General features: G+C 58.9%; 15 protein-coding genes. 4 read left to right on the forward strand and 11 right to left on the reverse strand.

What is annotated here, in order from left to right; genetic code table 11:
* Positions 1-640: 640 nt before the first annotated feature.
* Positions 641-1867 (reverse strand): hypothetical protein, encoded by a 1227-nt coding sequence (locus tag IPM54_11340; protein MBK9260416.1) that lies wholly within the window; start codon positions 1865-1867, stop codon positions 641-643.
* Between the two features lie 504 nt (positions 1868-2371).
* Positions 2372-3121, reverse strand: a complete 750-nt coding sequence (locus IPM54_11345) for a hypothetical protein (GenBank protein ID MBK9260417.1) — start codon at positions 3119-3121, stop codon at positions 2372-2374.
* Positions 3122-3589: 468 nt separating this feature from the next.
* Here IPM54_11345 and IPM54_11350 point away from each other — a divergent pair, with 468 nt between their 5' ends.
* Positions 3590-4210: a TetR/AcrR family transcriptional regulator gene (locus IPM54_11350; protein MBK9260418.1), complete on the forward strand. Its 621-nt coding sequence runs from the start codon at positions 3590-3592 to the stop codon at positions 4208-4210.
* 81 nt (positions 4211-4291) lie between these two features.
* Positions 4292-5554, forward strand: coding sequence for a cytochrome P450 (locus tag IPM54_11355; protein ID MBK9260419.1), 1263 nt, complete (start codon positions 4292-4294; stop codon positions 5552-5554).
* A gap of 114 nt (positions 5555-5668) precedes the next feature.
* Here IPM54_11355 and IPM54_11360 read toward each other — a convergent pair whose 3' ends face one another.
* From IPM54_11360 to IPM54_11390, 7 genes are all read right to left on the reverse strand, one after another.
* Positions 5669-5842: a hypothetical protein gene (locus IPM54_11360; GenBank protein MBK9260420.1), complete on the reverse strand. Its 174-nt coding sequence runs from the start codon at positions 5840-5842 to the stop codon at positions 5669-5671.
* Between the two features lie 21 nt (positions 5843-5863).
* Positions 5864-6187: a transposase gene (locus IPM54_11365; protein ID MBK9260421.1), complete on the reverse strand. Its 324-nt coding sequence runs from the start codon at positions 6185-6187 to the stop codon at positions 5864-5866.
* 358 nt (positions 6188-6545) lie between these two features.
* Positions 6546-7889, reverse strand: a complete 1344-nt coding sequence (gene argG / locus IPM54_11370) for an argininosuccinate synthase (protein ID MBK9260422.1) — start codon at positions 7887-7889, stop codon at positions 6546-6548.
* Between the two features lie 47 nt (positions 7890-7936).
* Entirely contained in the window at positions 7937-8572 is a 636-nt protein-coding gene (locus IPM54_11375) for a sigma-70 family RNA polymerase sigma factor (protein ID MBK9260423.1), read from the reverse strand.
* Positions 8573-8617: 45 nt separating this feature from the next.
* Positions 8618-10081 carry a HAMP domain-containing protein gene (locus IPM54_11380; protein MBK9260424.1) on the reverse strand — a complete coding sequence of 488 codons (1464 nt, stop codon included), beginning with the start codon at positions 10079-10081 and terminating at the stop codon, positions 8618-8620.
* Positions 10078-10299, reverse strand: coding sequence for a type II toxin-antitoxin system MqsA family antitoxin (locus tag IPM54_11385; protein ID MBK9260425.1), 222 nt, complete (start codon positions 10297-10299; stop codon positions 10078-10080). Before IPM54_11385 ends, IPM54_11380 begins: the two co-directional genes overlap by 4 nt.
* The gene (locus tag IPM54_11390; protein MBK9260426.1) at positions 10296-10640 is read right to left on the reverse strand and encodes a DUF4258 domain-containing protein; all 345 of its coding nucleotides are present in this window, start codon (positions 10638-10640) and stop codon (positions 10296-10298) included. The genes IPM54_11385 and IPM54_11390 overlap by 4 nt, the downstream gene beginning before the upstream one ends.
* A 121-nt stretch (positions 10641-10761) precedes the next feature.
* Between IPM54_11390 and IPM54_11395 the strand changes: the two genes are divergently transcribed.
* Entirely contained in the window at positions 10762-12117 is a 1356-nt protein-coding gene (locus tag IPM54_11395) for a sigma-54-dependent Fis family transcriptional regulator (GenBank protein MBK9260427.1), read from the forward strand.
* 130 nt (positions 12118-12247) lie between these two features.
* Here IPM54_11395 and IPM54_11400 read toward each other — a convergent pair whose 3' ends face one another.
* Positions 12248-12865 carry an STAS domain-containing protein gene (locus IPM54_11400; protein ID MBK9260428.1) on the reverse strand — a complete coding sequence of 206 codons (618 nt, stop codon included), beginning with the start codon at positions 12863-12865 and terminating at the stop codon, positions 12248-12250.
* A gap of 20 nt (positions 12866-12885) precedes the next feature.
* Positions 12886-13455 (reverse strand): hypothetical protein, encoded by a 570-nt coding sequence (locus IPM54_11405; GenBank protein ID MBK9260429.1) that lies wholly within the window; start codon positions 13453-13455, stop codon positions 12886-12888.
* A 726-nt stretch (positions 13456-14181) separates the two neighbouring features.
* On the opposite strand from IPM54_11405, the gene IPM54_11410 reads away from it, so the two are divergent.
* Positions 14182-15843 (forward strand): ABC transporter ATP-binding protein, encoded by a 1662-nt coding sequence (locus IPM54_11410; GenBank protein ID MBK9260430.1) that lies wholly within the window; start codon positions 14182-14184, stop codon positions 15841-15843.
* Positions 15844-15854: the final 11 nt, after the last annotated feature.

Here is a 15854-nt window from a genome sequence, read left to right on the forward strand (position 1 = left end):
CGGAGCCATTACGCCTGGCGCTTTAATGGGTGGACTACTTGACGGCGTGCAACCTGTCACCGTCGCAGATGGTAATGCAAACGAAGCGAAGCTGCCCGCGGGCAGGATCGCCGAAGAATAACACGACCCATTCCATTCGTTTGGCGCGGCATAATTGTCCGTAACACCAGTCCCACACCCGATCAGTGGATCGACGCCTATTGCGTGCGGAAGAACGCACGTAGGTTCACTGCATTTGCATTCGTCACATTGTACGTCGACGACGAGATCCCCGTATCTAAGAATATCCTCCGCGCCTGCACGTTCAGGGCATTTGGGTACATCCAAATCGCTGTCGCCAATCCATAGCAAAATGGGAAACCTATCAAAGTCCCCCGTGCCAATTTCGACACATTCACCGCCACGGTCCTCACACTTTAGCGATTGTGGGGCGATGTTGCTACCCGCGTCCGGATAACAGGACGGATAATGCTCAGGATCGGCGTCCGTTCCGCAATACCCAATTGTCGGACCAAAGTCAAGCCCACAACCGCTATTCACGACCCCGGAACAGCAAATAACCACCGTCGTGAAAAAAGTCATTGCGATTAGGTAGCTGCGATCTTTCATTGCCGACGGCATCCTTTCCACCATGCGCATGCTAGCGACCCAATTCCAGCCCTAACGAGACTGAAAGCAAAAACTGAGCGCCATTCCAAACCTGTGCAAGACCATCTTGACTGGTTAATTCAAGCTCGACATCGCTTGGAAGTATAGTGACGTCACCGCCCCCATACAGTCCGATTTTATTTGAAAGCGAATACGTGCCACGCGCACCGATTCCGATTCCAGGCATTACTCGCAATGGGATATTGAAATCAACCGGAATTGGCGTAGTTGGTATCCATTTGACGATATTCATGCTTCCAAATACGTACACGCTAAACCAACGCTCGCGGTAACACGGTCCAACCATACCGGTAAAGCTAAACGCGTCAATCGTGTTTCCTTCAATCGGTCCAAATGCATAAGCGCCACGAGCGCCAAGCATCGCCGACCAATTTCCTAATTTGTATGCACCCGAAATCGAGAGTCCGTATGCAGGCGATGGAGCAACGCCAAATACGACGTTCGGACCAAACAATATGCTAAGACGATTTTTACTCGACGTTGTAATGGGATTCTCTACCGAAATGGGTACGTGGACAATCTTGACCGCTTCTTTCCCCTTTTCGACTACAGTAATCGTTTTTGCAGGGGCAGTTTCAGCGGGCGGAAACTCAAATTTTATTTCAATGTCTTGATCACCCGTGCAATCCCACGTTTTACGAATGTCTTCACGACCATCGAGCTTTGCAATTGCTTCGCCCTTGCCTCTCTTGACGAATGTAAAGAAATCGGAGTAACGCGGCTTGAATCCCTCCCCTAAATCAATGCGCGCATTTGCATCATTCGTGGAAATTGCCAATTTGCACACGAGCTTTCGCATTCGTTTGTATGCTGCGAAAAAAGCATCCTTTTCTTGCGTGGACACACCAGCAGCGTCCCGTACCGCATGGTAAAGCATCATTGCCGCAGCTTCGAACGCGCGCGGATCATCGAAGTAGGAGATCGCAAGACCCATCCGCCCCGCAATCAGTGGATCTTCGCGAATCTCCCGTGCAGCCTTGTACGCCTTGATCGCGTCCATCAGGCGTTTTTCGGCAAGTGCTCGGTCCCCTTCCGCTTTCAGCCTACCGAAGCGTGCATCGTCGGTCTCGCCGTTCGAAGCGGCAGACGTGGACGGCGCTGGTTCGTCGGCACGTGCAACGCACGCGAGCGCAAGCAACGCAAAAATCGCTGCAAAAGGCGACAAAGCCGCACGCGCACGGACAAACGAACGCACCACGATCGGCCCTAACACGGAGGGCAAACGGTCACAACTGAAAAACCTGGCAGCTTGGCAAACGTGCAGTCTTGCCGAACGTTTGCCGTGGTGCATCGTCGTGCACGCTCGACACGTGCGCGCGTGATATCACTTGACCGCCTTCGATACGCCCGCTCCAAGCTCCAAGCGCCGCGCGCTGCCTTCTCCGATGTGCTCGCCCCCCCCGAAACGCCACGCGTCGACCGTTTTCGACTCGCTCGACCCACCCACCCCAACCCTCATCCGACCTAGTGCGACTAGGTCTTCCTTACCTTTCGACCCCGATCCGAGCGCATCCGACACGCTCGGTTGTACCGGCGCCTACCTGCACCGAGCGTTTCCGACATGCTCGGCTGTGCCTGTGCCTACCTGCACGGAGCGTATCGGGAGCCCCCGATGGCGCCCCCGATACCTCCGCACGACGGTATCCATGGCGCTCGGCGCGGGTCGTCGACCCCCAACCGAGCGACCGAATCTCTTTGTATTTCAGGGGTTTGTGCCGCTCGATGTCTCGGGAGGCGGTGGAATTTGCTCGACCTCGGCCCCCTTGGCCCGAGCGTCGGCGCAGGTCTTTTCGAGCAGGTCCAAATAGCCGAAAACTTGTCCTTCGAGGTCTCGCGGCAATGCGGGATCGTCTTTCATTTCCAGCGCCAGGTTTTTCCGGAGCCGATTGAGGATTCCGATGACTTCCACGCGCAAGGTTGCCGCGGCTTTGCGATTTTTTTGCTCCATATCGGCACGTGCGGCGAGAAGTTCGTCGATTTTCGAACCCGAGGCGACGAAATCTTCGGCCCATTGATGAAGCGTTTGACCACCGACGACCGGAAACAGCGCGAGCTCGGTCGCGAGCTCCGCGAGCGCCGTGGCTTTGTCGATCGCGGCTTTTGCTTCTGCGGCATAACTCGCGCCAAGATCCTCCAGGGTTGGGACGAATGCCGCGCGCACTTTTTTGGCCGCTGCGACGATATTGGCCGGCGTGGTTGGATGCTGCAAATAAGCCTCGGTAAAATGCCAAATGGCGTAGCCGAGAGCGTCGTGTTTGTCGTCTGCCGTGCTGAGCTCGTCAGCCAAAGCTCGGCCCGCGGAGACTGCGGGCAGCTTCGACATGGCGTCGCGTCGCGCAGTCAGGGTGGGGATGGTGGCGGTGCCGGAAGGAAACTTCCCGAGCGCCGCGGCTCGTTTTCCGAGGAGATTCGTCAAGCCCACATAAAGGGCGATCAGGGAAATATGACGCATGAAGCGCGTTTACCCCCGTGATCGTGCGGGTGTCAAGGCTTTGGTGGAGCGTTCCTTCGATCTGCACGTTTGGGTGGGTGGGAAGGTAATCCGACGTCACCTGGACTCGCATTGCACCGGCAAACAATTCACCAATGGCATCTTACGCGCACGCCATCACGCGCGCTGAGAGCCGAACGCCGAACGCGTGATTGCAAATCGTGCTGGTGTTTTTCTCCGTGAACACGCTATCTGCAGTGCTCACGCAGCGTCAACATGCGCTACCAGTGGTGGTCGAGCCGAAAAAACACCAGCCACCTAGGAGAGATCTTGGCAACGAGCTAAGACTCACAAGAACCAATGAGCCATCATCCCCGAATCCCCCCCCGCCCCTCCGTCTCTGCACCCCCCTCTTCCTCGGCGCAAAGTGAGCGGGGGAAGAGACGCCGAGACGCCAAGGGTACCCAGCAACGAATACTAAAGGTCGCCTTGGTCCTTTTCGCTAGAAAAGGGTTCGATGGGGTGAGAGTGAAGGAGGTCGCCAAAGCCTCTGGTATCTCGGTTCCCCTCCTTTGTCACCACTTTCAGGACAAGGAGACACTCTACCAGACCGTCCTTGAGCTGGCGCTCTTGCGTGTCGCAAGCCTGGGTAATGTTCTCGTCTCACAAACGAGAACCATTTCCGATAGGCTCGAACTTGTGCTTTCCGGGATGTTGGAGATCCTTGCCACGGACTCGCAGGAGATTGCGGTTCTTCACCGTGAACTCATAGAAGGGGGAGCACGGCTTCGGACGAAGAGTAAAGAGCTCCTCCTTCCAATCAAGCAAAAACTGATCGAAGAGATTCGGGCAGCCCAAGCCAGCGGGGAGATTCGAGGGGATTTTGATGCAGATTTTCTGCTCCTCCACCTGGTCGGCGCGATCATCTATCCCACGATAGCGGTTCCTATTCTGGGCATCCTGTGGAGCGAGGCGACGCACGCCAGCGATTGGCGCTCTCGTCGAAAGCAAGAACTCCTCGCGCTGCTGCCCCTTTTGTTGCGCCCCCCTGTTCGCGGAGGCCCTTCTCGCGTTACATCCCCTTCCGTGCGTGACGAAGAACATGCCTGATTTGTCGATGATTTTCACGAATTGTCGATGCGCTATTTACTTAGTTTTCAGTAAGTAGTAGCCTCCGCCAGAGGAGGTGCCATGAAGGCCCGTAATCCATTTTCCTCAGAGATGTTACCGGATCCGTATCCCTACTACACCTGGCTCCGAGAGGAGGACCCAGTGCACTACGTGGAGGATCTCGACTTTTACGTCGTGAGCCATTACGACGATGTCCACGCCGTCTTGAAAAATCCGATGGTGTTTTCTTCCCATGCAGGGATGGGGATCATCATGGGCTCTGGAGCACCTGGAAAGCTGCGTGAGTTCATGCGCGCGAGAAACCCGAGCGGCATCGGCGCGCTCGGCTACGACGCGCTTTCCTCGATGCGCACGCTCATCTCTTCGGATCCCCCAGACCATACGCGCCTGAGGCGCATGGTCAACAAGCCCTTCACGCCCAAAGCGATGATGTTGCTTGCTCCTCGCATTCGGCAGATCTGCGAGGAGCTGGTGGACGATCTCATCCGTGCCAATGAGGAGGGGAAGGCTGATTTGATCGAGCATTTCGCGGTCCCTCTTCCCGTGACAGTGATCGCGGAGATGCTTGGGATCCCGGCTGACCGGCGAGCCGACTTCAAGCGCTGGAGCGACAACGTCGTTGGTGTCCTCTCTGGCGCTGTCATTGACATCGAGAAAATGACGCAAAGCTCCGTGGAGATGTTCATGTACTTCTCTACGGTTCTAGAGGAGCGCCGCCGTGGTCCGGGTCTTGGGGAGGACCTCATCTCGCTCCTGATCCGCAACAATGAGGAAGGGGATTACCTCAAGACGGAGGAAATCATCATGCTCTGCGTGTTGCTGCTCATTGCCGGCAACGAGACCACAACAAATCTGATCGCCAATGCAGCTCTGACGTTTTTTGCTCGCCCCGAGCTTTGGCGTGCGCTGAGGACGACACCTTCGCTCATCCCCGGGGCCGTAGAGGAGGTTTTGCGTTTTGATTCGCCTGTACAGGCGCTGTTCCGCGCAACCACCAGCGAAGTCGAACTACACGGGAAGAAACTCCGAGCGGGGGTGCCAGTGATGGTGCTCCTCGGCGCGGCCAATCGGGATCCACGGCGCTTTCCCGAACCCGATGAGTTTAACATCGATCGCAACCCTACCGATCACTTGGCCTTTGGTGCTGGGATCCATCTCTGCCTGGGTGCGCCACTCGCGCGTCTCGAGGCGAAGATCGCGGCTGAGGTGCTTTTGGAACGGACCAAGAAGATGGAGCCGAATGGGGAGCATGCTCGGATCGACAGCTTCCTCCTCCGTGGGCTCAACCGTCTGCCCGTGCGTTTCGAGCCTGTCCGCCAATAGGAGATCTGACCGTCGCCGACCAGTCGACCGAGGTTGACGGAAGGGACGACAAGCGGTCATTTCCCGTTAAGCCGGAAAGCGAGATATCCCCAAAAGTTGTGGATCGGTTGCTGATCAACCGGCGGCCTTATCGGCGTAGTCGTTCCTTTTCTTGTTTCGTACTTGCGTGAGCATGGGTTTGGTGTTTGCGGGGGCCGCGGTTGGCTCGACGCGTACACCGTCGGCGAAGCGTACGCCGGCTCGGATGAGCGCCAGTAGCTCGGGGCTGTTGAGTTTGCGCCAGGTCATTTGCGCGGTGAGTAGCAGCTTCTAGACAATCGCGAGCCCTGCGGAGCGTGACCCTGGCCCTTTGGTTACGCGTGTGCGCAAGTGGACGGTGGCAAATGTCGATTCGGTGGGATTCGTCGTGCGTAAGTGTTTCCATTGAGCTGGAGGGAAATCGAAAAAGGCCAGCAATTCGTTGCGGCTGTCGACGAGGCATTTCGTGACCTTGGGATATTTGTCTCCGTAGGTCGATTGAAATGCGTCAATGGCCTTGTTCGACTCTTGCCGCGTCGGCGCGTTGACGCCTTCGTGCAATTGCGCCTTGGCCCGAGCCTGCATGGATTTGGGTGGTTTGTCGAGCACATTCACGAGTACGCTCGAGCTCTACTGGGCACGAGAATGATGCCTATGCAGATACCGCGGCACACCGGTCTGGAACCACTCTGGATTCACGCGTATCGTGCCGCCGCATCCACATGCGCACACGTGCCCTTTCGCATTTTCGGCCGCTGCCCACGCCTTGGCTTCGCCGCGTCGCGCGCCTGATCGCTGCGGAAGTGTGACCTTTCCTTCGATGCGCAGTTGTTGGTGAGAGGTGACAGGTGCCTTATCTGCTCGCACCCGAAATCGTCGGTCGACATCGCTCGAAATACTGAAGTATTCCTCGCTCAGTCGCCCTAGCTTTCGGGCGCTCGCGACGATAATTCAACGGGCTGCGCTAGGCCGCCTACTTCTCCCCTTCCCCGAGCAAATTCCCGAGCGACGTGTCTGCACCTGACGCAAGCCGGCCCATTTGCTGCGCGTAATGCAAGAGGAGCCCGCGATTGTCCAAAATCGGAAGGTTCAGCATTTCGAGCGCCCCGATGCGATCCTCCGGCGAAAACATCGCGTCGGTCTTCTCCATCGAAAGCTTTTCCGGCGCGTACGTGCTCTTCTCCGCGCGCGTTTCCAAAATCGTGTAATCGTCACCTCGCCGAAGCGCAAGACGCACCGTGCCACCGAGCGGCGCCGCAATCCACCGCGATAGCGATTCCTTCAGCATCATCGCCTCCGGATCGTACCACTTGCCCTCGTACAAAAGCCGCCCGAGCCGCCGGCCCAGCGTCACATACAAGTCCGTCGTGTCCTCGTTGTGCGTCGACGACAAAAGCCGTTCGTACGCAATGTGCAATAGCGCCATGCCAGGTGCTTCGTAAATCCCCCGGCTCTTGGCGCCAATCACCCGGTTTTCAATTTGGTCGCTCATCCCGAGACCATGTCGACCGCCCATTTCATTGGCCGCCGCAAGAAGCTCGTAACGCGACGAATAACGCTGCCCATTGAGCGCCACCGGCATCCCAGCCTCGAATTCGACCGTCACCTCTTCCTCGGCAATCGGCACATCCGACCGCCAAAATGCAACCCCCATGATCGGGTTGACAATCGTCATGTTCTTGTCGAGGTATTCGAGGTCCTTTGCCTCGTGCGTCGCGCCGAGCGCATTCGCATCCGTGCTGTACGCCTTTTCCGTGCCCATGTGGTACGGCAATTCGATCGACTTCAAGTATTCGGCCATTTCCGTGCGCCCACCGAATGCGGTGACGAATGCATCGTCGAGCCACGGCTTGTAGATGCGCAAATCCGGATTGACGAGAATGCCGTAACGGTAAAACCGCTGAATGTCGTTTCCCTTGTGCGTGCTGCCATCACCAAAGACGTGCACGCCGTCTTCTCGCATCGCTCGGACAATCGCCGTCGTCGTGACGGCCCTTCCGAGAGGCGTCGTATTGAAGTATTTTCTCCCGGCGGTGGACAGGTGAAATGCTCCGCATTGCAATGCGAGAAAACCTTCGCGTACGAGCGCTTCGCGGCAATCGATGAGACGCGCTTTTTCGGCCCCATGCGTGAGCGCCACCGGCGGAATGTCTTCGGGCGTCTTTTCATCCGGCTGACCCAAGTCGGCGGTGTAACAAAAGACGCGCAGGCCCTTTCGAGAAAGCCACGCAACGGCAGTTCGCGTATCGAGTCCCCCGGAGAATGCAATGCCAAGGGACGTGCCTGTAGGAGGAAGCGTTCGGTAGATTCGGCTCATGGGCGCGCGGCTCAATAGCAGGCGATTGCCCCAAGCGGTAGCGGAATTCAGTCGTCGTCCCGCCCCACGAGCCCCTCGCGTCGCCCCATCTCGTAAAGCTTCTCTTTGACGTGCTGAAACCGTTTGCGAAGTCGCGCGGCTACGCGTTTTTTCGCCTCGCCCTCGAGCGGCGGGCTTCCGTCGCCGTGCAAAACGACCGCCAATTCATCCCAAGCGAGCTGGCGATCGACGCGCAACATGAGCAGTTCTTGTTCGTCCGGAGGCAACTGCGCTCGAAGCTCCGCAAAACGATCCCGACGCTCGGTGCGAAGGAACGACTGCGTCGCCGTGCGAACTTCCGCTTCGATCGCAGACAACATCGATGCGTCGGGAAGCGGCACGATCCGCGCTGCGCGACGCTTCTCCGCGCGACGGTAATCGAGCGACACGCTGCGCGCGACCGCGTACGACCACGTGCGCAGCGATGCGTCCCAACGAAACGATTTCAAGTTGCGCCAAAACTTCTCGGCGAAGAGCGAGAACACTTCGGATGCGTCCGCGTCGTTTCGATGAAGTGCCGCGACGAACTCGAATATTTCCGGGCCGTACGCACGCAAAGCAACGGACGTAGCGCCTTCGATGTCGCCGCTCTCCAAGCGTCTACGAACGTCGGCGTCGATCTCGCGTTTGCGATCGGAATCCATGGGGAGCTGTGCATCTTGACGCGTCGAGCGCTCGTTGGGAAGAGCTCACTCCGCTTCGATGATGGGCAAGCGTACGCGAAAAAGCGCTCCTCCTTCGGGAGCCGTGGCTACTTCGATGCTCCCTCCGAGATCGCGAACGATGTCGGAGACGATGGGCAAACCCAGTCCCGTACCGCCCGCCTTGGCCTTCGTCGAGAAAAACAGTTCGAAAATGCGGCCACGATCCTCGTCGGGAACGCCGGGGCCAGCGTCGGCGACCTCGAGACAGATGCGCGAATCCGCCTTCGATTCGGCTTCTTCGAGCGCAAGCGTGATACGCAAAACGCCGCCGCCGGGTTGAGCCTGAATGGCGTTGACGCACAAGTTCATCACCACCTGCAGAAAGTGATCGCGAACACCGACGATGGGCGGCAGACTCGCAGCCACGAGCACGCGCAGGTCGATCCGACGAATGCGAAGGTCTGGCGCGAGAAACGCCGTCACTTCACGCACGACGTCGGCGAGGTTGACGGAGGCGCGCTGATCGGCCGGTGGACGCGCAACCGAGAGCATACGCTGCACGATGCGCGTGATGCGCTCGCACTGCGATGCGATCGTTTCGAACTGCAAACGAATCGGTTCGGACAAACTCTCGTCGGACGCGCTCAGACGAGACCACCCGAGGATGGTGTTGAGGGGCGAGCCTATTTCGTGCGCAAACGATCCGGCCACTTGGCCGACGACGGCAAGCGCTTGCGCATGTCGAATGCGGGCATCGAGCTCGAGCCGCTCGGCCTCGGCCACGAGCAATGCCTCTCGTGCTTCGGAGAGAGCACGGGTCATGTCGTTGAAAGCGCGTGCGACGCGATCGATCTCGAGACGATGAGATGCCTCCACGCGCACGTCGAGGTCACCTGCTGCAACGCGATCTGCTGCGTGCACGAGGTTGCCCCAGTCGCGCCCGAGGACACGCGAAATCCAGAACGCAATGATCGACACGACGACCGCGACCGTGCCGCCCGTGAGGGCGAGACGAACCATCGCGACGTTGGCCATACGTAGCGCAGGTGCAAGCTCGTGGGTCATGGCAACGACGCTGATGCCTGCAGTCGTTTGAAAAGGCTCCGCGTGCAAGAGAACGTCTCGACCCGCAACGTGCACGACGGCTTCGACCGATGTGCCGCTTTTCCGGGCATTTTTCGCAGCATCGTTCACGCTCGAAAGGTTTGTCGCAAGCTCGGACGAACACGCGAGCAGCTCACCATGCTCGTCGTAAAGGGCGACGCCTTGCACGGTTTCTTCGGCAGCGACGCGTTCGACGAGTCCTTGGAGGTCGGCTTTGTTCACGAACGGAAGCGCCGCGTTGCGAAGCGTGGCGATGTTGTCGACGAGCGCGCGTTCACTTGCGTCGAGCAGCGCATCGCGAGTCGTACGGATCGAAACGAATCCAGCGACGAGAAAGCCCACGGCGACGGGAGCCGTGAAGATGGCGAGCAGCTTGCGCGTGAGACGTTTGCGGGCGAGGTTCATGCTGCGTAGCGCATGACGGCGAGCTCGACATCGCGATTGGCCGAATCGAGCAACCTCTCCACCACAGCCATCACGGCATCAGGAAGCAGATAAGCGTTGCACATCGGGCACTGCAATACTGGAACGTTCTTCACGATCACGATGGTCCGATCGTCCAGCTTGAAGGGGAGATCAGTGACACGTTCTTCCAAATCACCGCCACAAGTAGAGCAGATCATGTGCGTTGCCTCCGTCGCCTGAATCCAGCATCCCATTTCGATGTGTCCGGCAAATACGCCGTGACGACTCGCACGTTGTCGCCGCCGACATCCACCGCAAATAAAACGTGGAACGTGCCCTCTGGATGTTCACCCCGCACAAGATAACTCGGCAGGTACTTGTCGTCCGGGTACGCTTCTATGATTTCGTATGAATCGGCGGATGCGTGAATCATCTCGCGCGTCACCCGGCGCACACCAAAGCGCATGTTCACGTGGTGCGTCCAGAAAATGTTTCCGGCGCGAACGCACCGCTGGATGAACTCCAGTGGCTCAGTAGGAAGCAGACGAGATTCCGACATTGAGGAAGAATTGACAGGCGCCTCGGGCGACGCAAGGTTGAAGGCACGACGTGCCGATCCGTTTGTCCCGATGTAACCACGTGTTCGAGGAACCCGCATGTCATCGCTCAGCGCAGCACCGATGGACCTGCTCGTCGTGGAAGACGACGAACCGCTGGCACAACTGTTCGTCGGCATTGCGAGCAAGCGCAACTTGCGCACGACGCGCGCCACGACCATTGCCGAGGGCAAACGTCGCATCGAAGCGGGCGACGTCGACCTGCTCCTCACCGACGTGCGTTTGCCCGACGGCAGCGGAATCGACCTCATCGAGTGGACGAGAAAAACCGATCCGCGCATCGTCATCCTGGCCATCACGGCGTTTGGAAGCATCGAGATTGCCGTACGTGCTGTAAAACAGGGAGCGTACGACTTTCTGACCAAACCCGTCGAACCCGCCGTGCTCGGCGTCGCGCTCGACCGGGCCATCGAAGCGCGAATGCTTCGCGGCGAGGTCGAAGCGCTTCGCGGAGCGCTCGCGACGGAAACGGCCGTACGCGGGATCATCGGCAAAAGCCGCGCGCTCGGGGACATCATGAGCCTCGTGCGACGCGTGGCAGATTCGCCCGCCACCGTGCTCGTCACCGGGCCGAGCGGCAGTGGCAAAGAGCGCGTTGCCCGTGCGCTTCACGACGCGAGCAAACGGAAAGACAAACCGTTTGTCGCGGTCAATTCGGCCGCGATTCCCGAACAACTGCTCGAGAGCGAGCTTTTCGGATACACGAAGGGCGCATTCACCGATGCTCGCCAAGACAAAAAGGGCCTCTTCGCCGAAGCTCATGGCGGAACGCTCTTTTTGGATGAAATCGGTGATCTGCCGCTCGTGCTACAAGCCAAAATTCTTCGCGTGTTGGAAGAACGGCAAGTAAGGCCGCTCGGAGCGACGCGTACGGCACCGATTGACGTGCGGGTCGTAGCAGCCACGCATCACGATTTGCGCCAAGCCGTGGCCGAAGGGCGATTTCGGGAAGATTTGTTTTATCGGCTGGCGGTCATCGAAATTGCGATTCCGCCATTGAGGGATCGTCCGGAGGACATCATGCCTTTGGCCGAGCACTTCTTGAGGAAGGCCGCAGAACGCGCGGGATTGCGCATTCAAGGGTTTTCCGGCGCAGCCGCGCGCATGCTCATGGCGCACCACTGGCCAGGAAACGTGCGTGAATTGGAAAATGCGATCGAACGCGCGGTGGCGCTCGCGAATGGTGAATGGATAAGTCCCGACGATTTGCCGGCAGCGGTACAAAAGCCGAAAGCTCCCGATATTTTTGCAGGAGCTGCCGAACGAATGATGACGCTCGAAGACGTCGAGCGAGCGTATGTCGAGCATGTGCTCGAACGATTCGGTGGAAACAAAGTACGTGCTGCCGCGGCGCTTGGAATCAGCCGTCGCACGATTCAAAGATGGGTCGGTGAAAGTACCGACGGTGATCAGGAATGATCTAATTCTTTGGCTTTCGCGTGGTTTTCGGACGAACCGCGTATTCGTCGGCAATTGCCGCTTGAATGGCACTCGACAAGTCACTTCGTACGAGTGCCGGTGCAAAGTCCAGCCCTTGTTCGACGGCCGTTCACGCAGCCGCGGGCGAAACTCCGCAAAGCACGACACGTGCCCCGAGGAGTGAAACGGCACGAGCGATACGCACGAGCCCTTCGGCAACCGTGACCTCAATCGCTTTGGCACCCGTGATATCGAGGATCACTGCACGCGCGTTCGCTGCACCCACGCTGGAAAGCACGCGTTCCTCGGCCTGCGCCAAAAGCTCCGGATCGAGGGCGCCCGCAATGGGGACGAGAATCACGCCCTTGTGCACGGCCAAAACGGGTGCCGTCAATTCTCGCACCGTCGCGAGAAGGCGCGCCGCTTCCGCTCGGGATACTTCGAGCTCGGTCACGCGTGATTCCAGCTCGCGCTTTTGGACTTCGAGCTCCTGCTTTTGGGTTTCGAGCTCACGCTTCTGCGCCTGATCGCGCTGTTTGGCCTGGCGCAACTCGCGCGCAACACGCGCCACCATATTGGCGACGATGCCCAGCTCGTCACTTCGCTCCATGTAGGGCAGTTCTTCGAAGCGCCCAAGCGTGAGCCGGCTCATTCGCGCTCCAATCCATCGAACGAGATCGAGCTCCTCGTCCGATAGCCGCATCGCCAATGGAAGGGTGCGCCATTCTGCTTGATTATCGTCGCTCATGATGTGTAATGGCAAGTCGCCTATTCCTCCCACCTGACAACGTAGGTGCAGAATGGATGGCCCTTGCGCAGGCATGTCGTATGTTCGATTTTCACGTCGTGACCATCGAATGCCTCGATGAAGCCCCGAACCGCGCCTGCTTCGAATATGCAATTATAGGGCTGTTCTGCTTCGACAATCCAATGCCTCTCTGCAACCATTCGCGAACGCCATTCTCCACAATCACCGCGTGTCGCAAATGTCCACGTTCGTGGCAATGATTCGAGGAGCCCGGCGGCACTATGGATGCCCACCTGTTGAAGCGGGTTGCGAAACATAAAATAAATGTTGCGTCCTACGAATTCGGGCAATTCGGGATCGTGGTCTTCGAGGATGTTGAGAAGCGTTTCGAGAACCTGGCCGTGATACCAGCTTTCGGCTTCGAGGCGACGGATGGCTGCATGCGCTTCCGGCGGCAACGCTTCACCAGCCACGGTTCCGAGCAAGGTGAACAGGCTGCCTCGAGTCAGTGGTGGGCCCGTGCGATTGCTCATTCCCGGATCTTCGTAAACGGTCGTATCAAGCGGAGCGCGGCGCAATAAGGTCTGCATTGGAGCAGCATCAAAGGCGCGCATTCGGTTGTCAAGCGCCGATCGGGAGCCGTCTCGCTCCGAATGCGACAAAAAGTCGCATCTGGGACCGCTCGTCACACGTGCAGTCATCTCGATGTCTCCAAATACAGCGAGAAGTCGGTTGGCACGGCAGGTGCCTGGCGTCCCGCAACCGTGACCACTCCTGAAGATCCTCCGCCTTTTCATGTGGATGCGCTGAGCGACGGTTCGTCCGCTTCCGAATCCCCGCTGCCGGGCCCCATCGACCACACGGAATCCCTGCTGTCAGCACTCCAATTTCTCGCGGAGAATGCCGGCGTCGACGTGGATCGTGCATCCGCACGCCGAGCGCTCGACCAGGCACGCCAGGACGCCGCATTCGTGGGCCCGGATGCCTGCTTCGACGAATTGACGCATGCGGGCGCTGCGCTCGGTTTGACCGTGCGCATGGTTCGTCGTTCGAGCGACGAAGTCGTGGCACGGGCGCGCGCTCTCGTGCCGGCATTGACGCTCGGAGCGGGGGATGCGGCAAAGCCGGTCGCGCTCGTCGGGTATAGGCGGGGTGGCGCCCGTATCCTCGACCTGAGCGGCACACGAAAGCCCGAATGGACGAACGCGGCAACGCTTGCTCGTCATATTGGAGCAGCAAACCCGGCAGAACTCGTGCTCTGGGCCATTGCGGACCCGAGTGAGCCGCTTGCCACGTTGGCGCGCACGAAACGAGGAGTGACCCCGTTTGCCCGCCTCATTGCACTGCTACGTCTCGAAAGGGACGATATTGGTGTTGCGTGTGTTTATGCAATCGGCGTGGGCATCGCTTCGCTTGCAGCGCCCATTGGCGTGCAAGCGCTCGTCAATACGGTGGCATTCGGAGGTTTATTGCAGCCGCTCGTGATCGTCACGCTGCTGGTGCTCGTCGGGCTTGCTTTTGCGGCTGTTCTGCGCGCGTTGTGGGCGTGGGTCGTCGAACGAATACAGCAACGGATTTTCACGCGCGTGGTCGTGGATCTGGCTTATCGCCTTCCGCGTGTGCGAATGGATTCGCTTCGCGCACACGGCCCCCAGCTCGTCAATCGCTTTTTCGATACGCTCACGGTGCAAAAAGGCGCCGCAACGCTCCTCGTGGATGGCGTGTCGATCGTTTTGCAGACGGCCGTCGGCTTGTTCGTATTGGCCGTGTATCACCCGATTCTGGCCGTGTTCGACATCGCGCTCATCCTGTCGGTCGGGTTTGTCCTGTTTGGTTTGGGTCGAGGTGCGGTCGATACGAGTTTGAAGGAATCGAAAATGAAATATTCCGTCGCTTCGTGGCTCGAGCAGATGGCGGGCCATGCGGTGACGTTTCGTTCGAGTGGTGGAGGAGCGTTTGCCCGTGCGCGAGCGGATGACTTGCTGCGGGAATGGCTCACGGCCCGCAGGAAACATTGGAAGGTTCTCTTTCGTCAGATTTTGGGCTCGCTCGCCGTTCAAGCGCTTGCAGGCACCGCGCTGCTCGGCGTCGGTGGATGGCTCGTCATCGCGGGCAAACTCACGCTGGGACAACTCGTCGCCGCAGAGCTGATCGTAACCACGGTCGTCGCAGGCATTACGAAGCTCGGTAAACATCTCGAGAGCTTTTACGACCTCTTGGCTGGCGTGGACAAACTCGGACTCCTCGTCGATTTGCCGCTGGAACCGCCAGGTGGAGCGCCGCTTCGTCGCAAAACGAAGGGAACTCACGTTCGGTTCGTGGACGTCGCATTCTCGCATCCGAAAGGGCAACCGATCCTCGAAGGGATTCAACTCACGGTGGACCCCGGTGCGCGTGTCGGCATCGTCGGTCCGAGCGGTTCGGGCAAGAGCACGCTCGTGGATCTCTTGTATGGCCTGCGGGCACCAACGCATGGGCGGATCGACGTCGACGGCGTCGACATGCGCGACATCGACATGGCCTCGTTGCGCGAGCAAACGGCGTTGATTCGTGGCGTCGAGATATTCGAGGGCACGGTGGCCGACAACGTTCGCCTGGGACGCGTCGATGTGCACACGAGCGAGGTACGCACAGCATTGATGGCCGTCGGCCTCTACGACGAGATCACGATGCTCGAAGGCGGTCTCGACGAGTTTCTGTCGACCGGCGGTCAAACGCTGTCACAGGGCCAAGCGCTGAGGCTATGCGTGGCTCGGGCCATTGCAAATAAGCCGCGCCTCATCGTGCTCGAAGCGGCGCTCACGGACTTCGACCCAGCGACTCGCAAAGCGGTGTGCGGCGCGCTCTTCGAACCGAGTGCGCCATGGACGCTGATCGTCACGACGCACGACCGCGAAGTGCTCAGGCACTGCGATGAAATTCATGTGATCGACCAGGGCAAACTTCGACCCCTACGCGCGGCCGATCTGGCTGCATGAGCAAAACGAGG

This window comes from Polyangiaceae bacterium (assembly GCA_016715885.1).
Classification (GTDB): Bacteria; Myxococcota_A; Polyangia; order Polyangiales; family Polyangiaceae; genus Polyangium.

Bases quoted from the DNA above. Each gene is read 5' to 3' on its own strand.
- IPM54_11345 (MBK9260417.1), bottom strand. From the start codon at position 3,121: ATGCGTCATATTTCCCTGATCGCCCTTTATGTGGGCTTGACGAATCTC.
- IPM54_11355 (MBK9260419.1), top strand. From the start codon at position 4,292: ATGAAGGCCCGTAATCCATTTTCCTCAGAGATGTTACCGGATCCGTAT.
- IPM54_11360 (MBK9260420.1), bottom strand. From the start codon at position 5,842: ATGACCTGGCGCAAACTCAACAGCCCCGAGCTACTGGCGCTCATCCGA.
- argG (MBK9260422.1), bottom strand. From the start codon at position 7,889: ATGAGCCGAATCTACCGAACGCTTCCTCCTACAGGCACGTCCCTTGGC.
- IPM54_11375 (MBK9260423.1), bottom strand. From the start codon at position 8,572: ATGGATTCCGATCGCAAACGCGAGATCGACGCCGACGTTCGTAGACGC.
- IPM54_11380 (MBK9260424.1), bottom strand. From the start codon at position 10,081: ATGAACCTCGCCCGCAAACGTCTCACGCGCAAGCTGCTCGCCATCTTC.
- IPM54_11385 (MBK9260425.1), bottom strand. From the start codon at position 10,299: ATGATCTGCTCTACTTGTGGCGGTGATTTGGAAGAACGTGTCACTGAT.
- IPM54_11390 (MBK9260426.1), bottom strand. From the start codon at position 10,640: ATGTCGGAATCTCGTCTGCTTCCTACTGAGCCACTGGAGTTCATCCAG.
- IPM54_11395 (MBK9260427.1), top strand. From the start codon at position 10,762: ATGGACCTGCTCGTCGTGGAAGACGACGAACCGCTGGCACAACTGTTC.
- IPM54_11400 (MBK9260428.1), bottom strand. From the start codon at position 12,865: ATGAGCGACGATAATCAAGCAGAATGGCGCACCCTTCCATTGGCGATG.
- IPM54_11405 (MBK9260429.1), bottom strand. From the start codon at position 13,455: ATGCAGACCTTATTGCGCCGCGCTCCGCTTGATACGACCGTTTACGAA.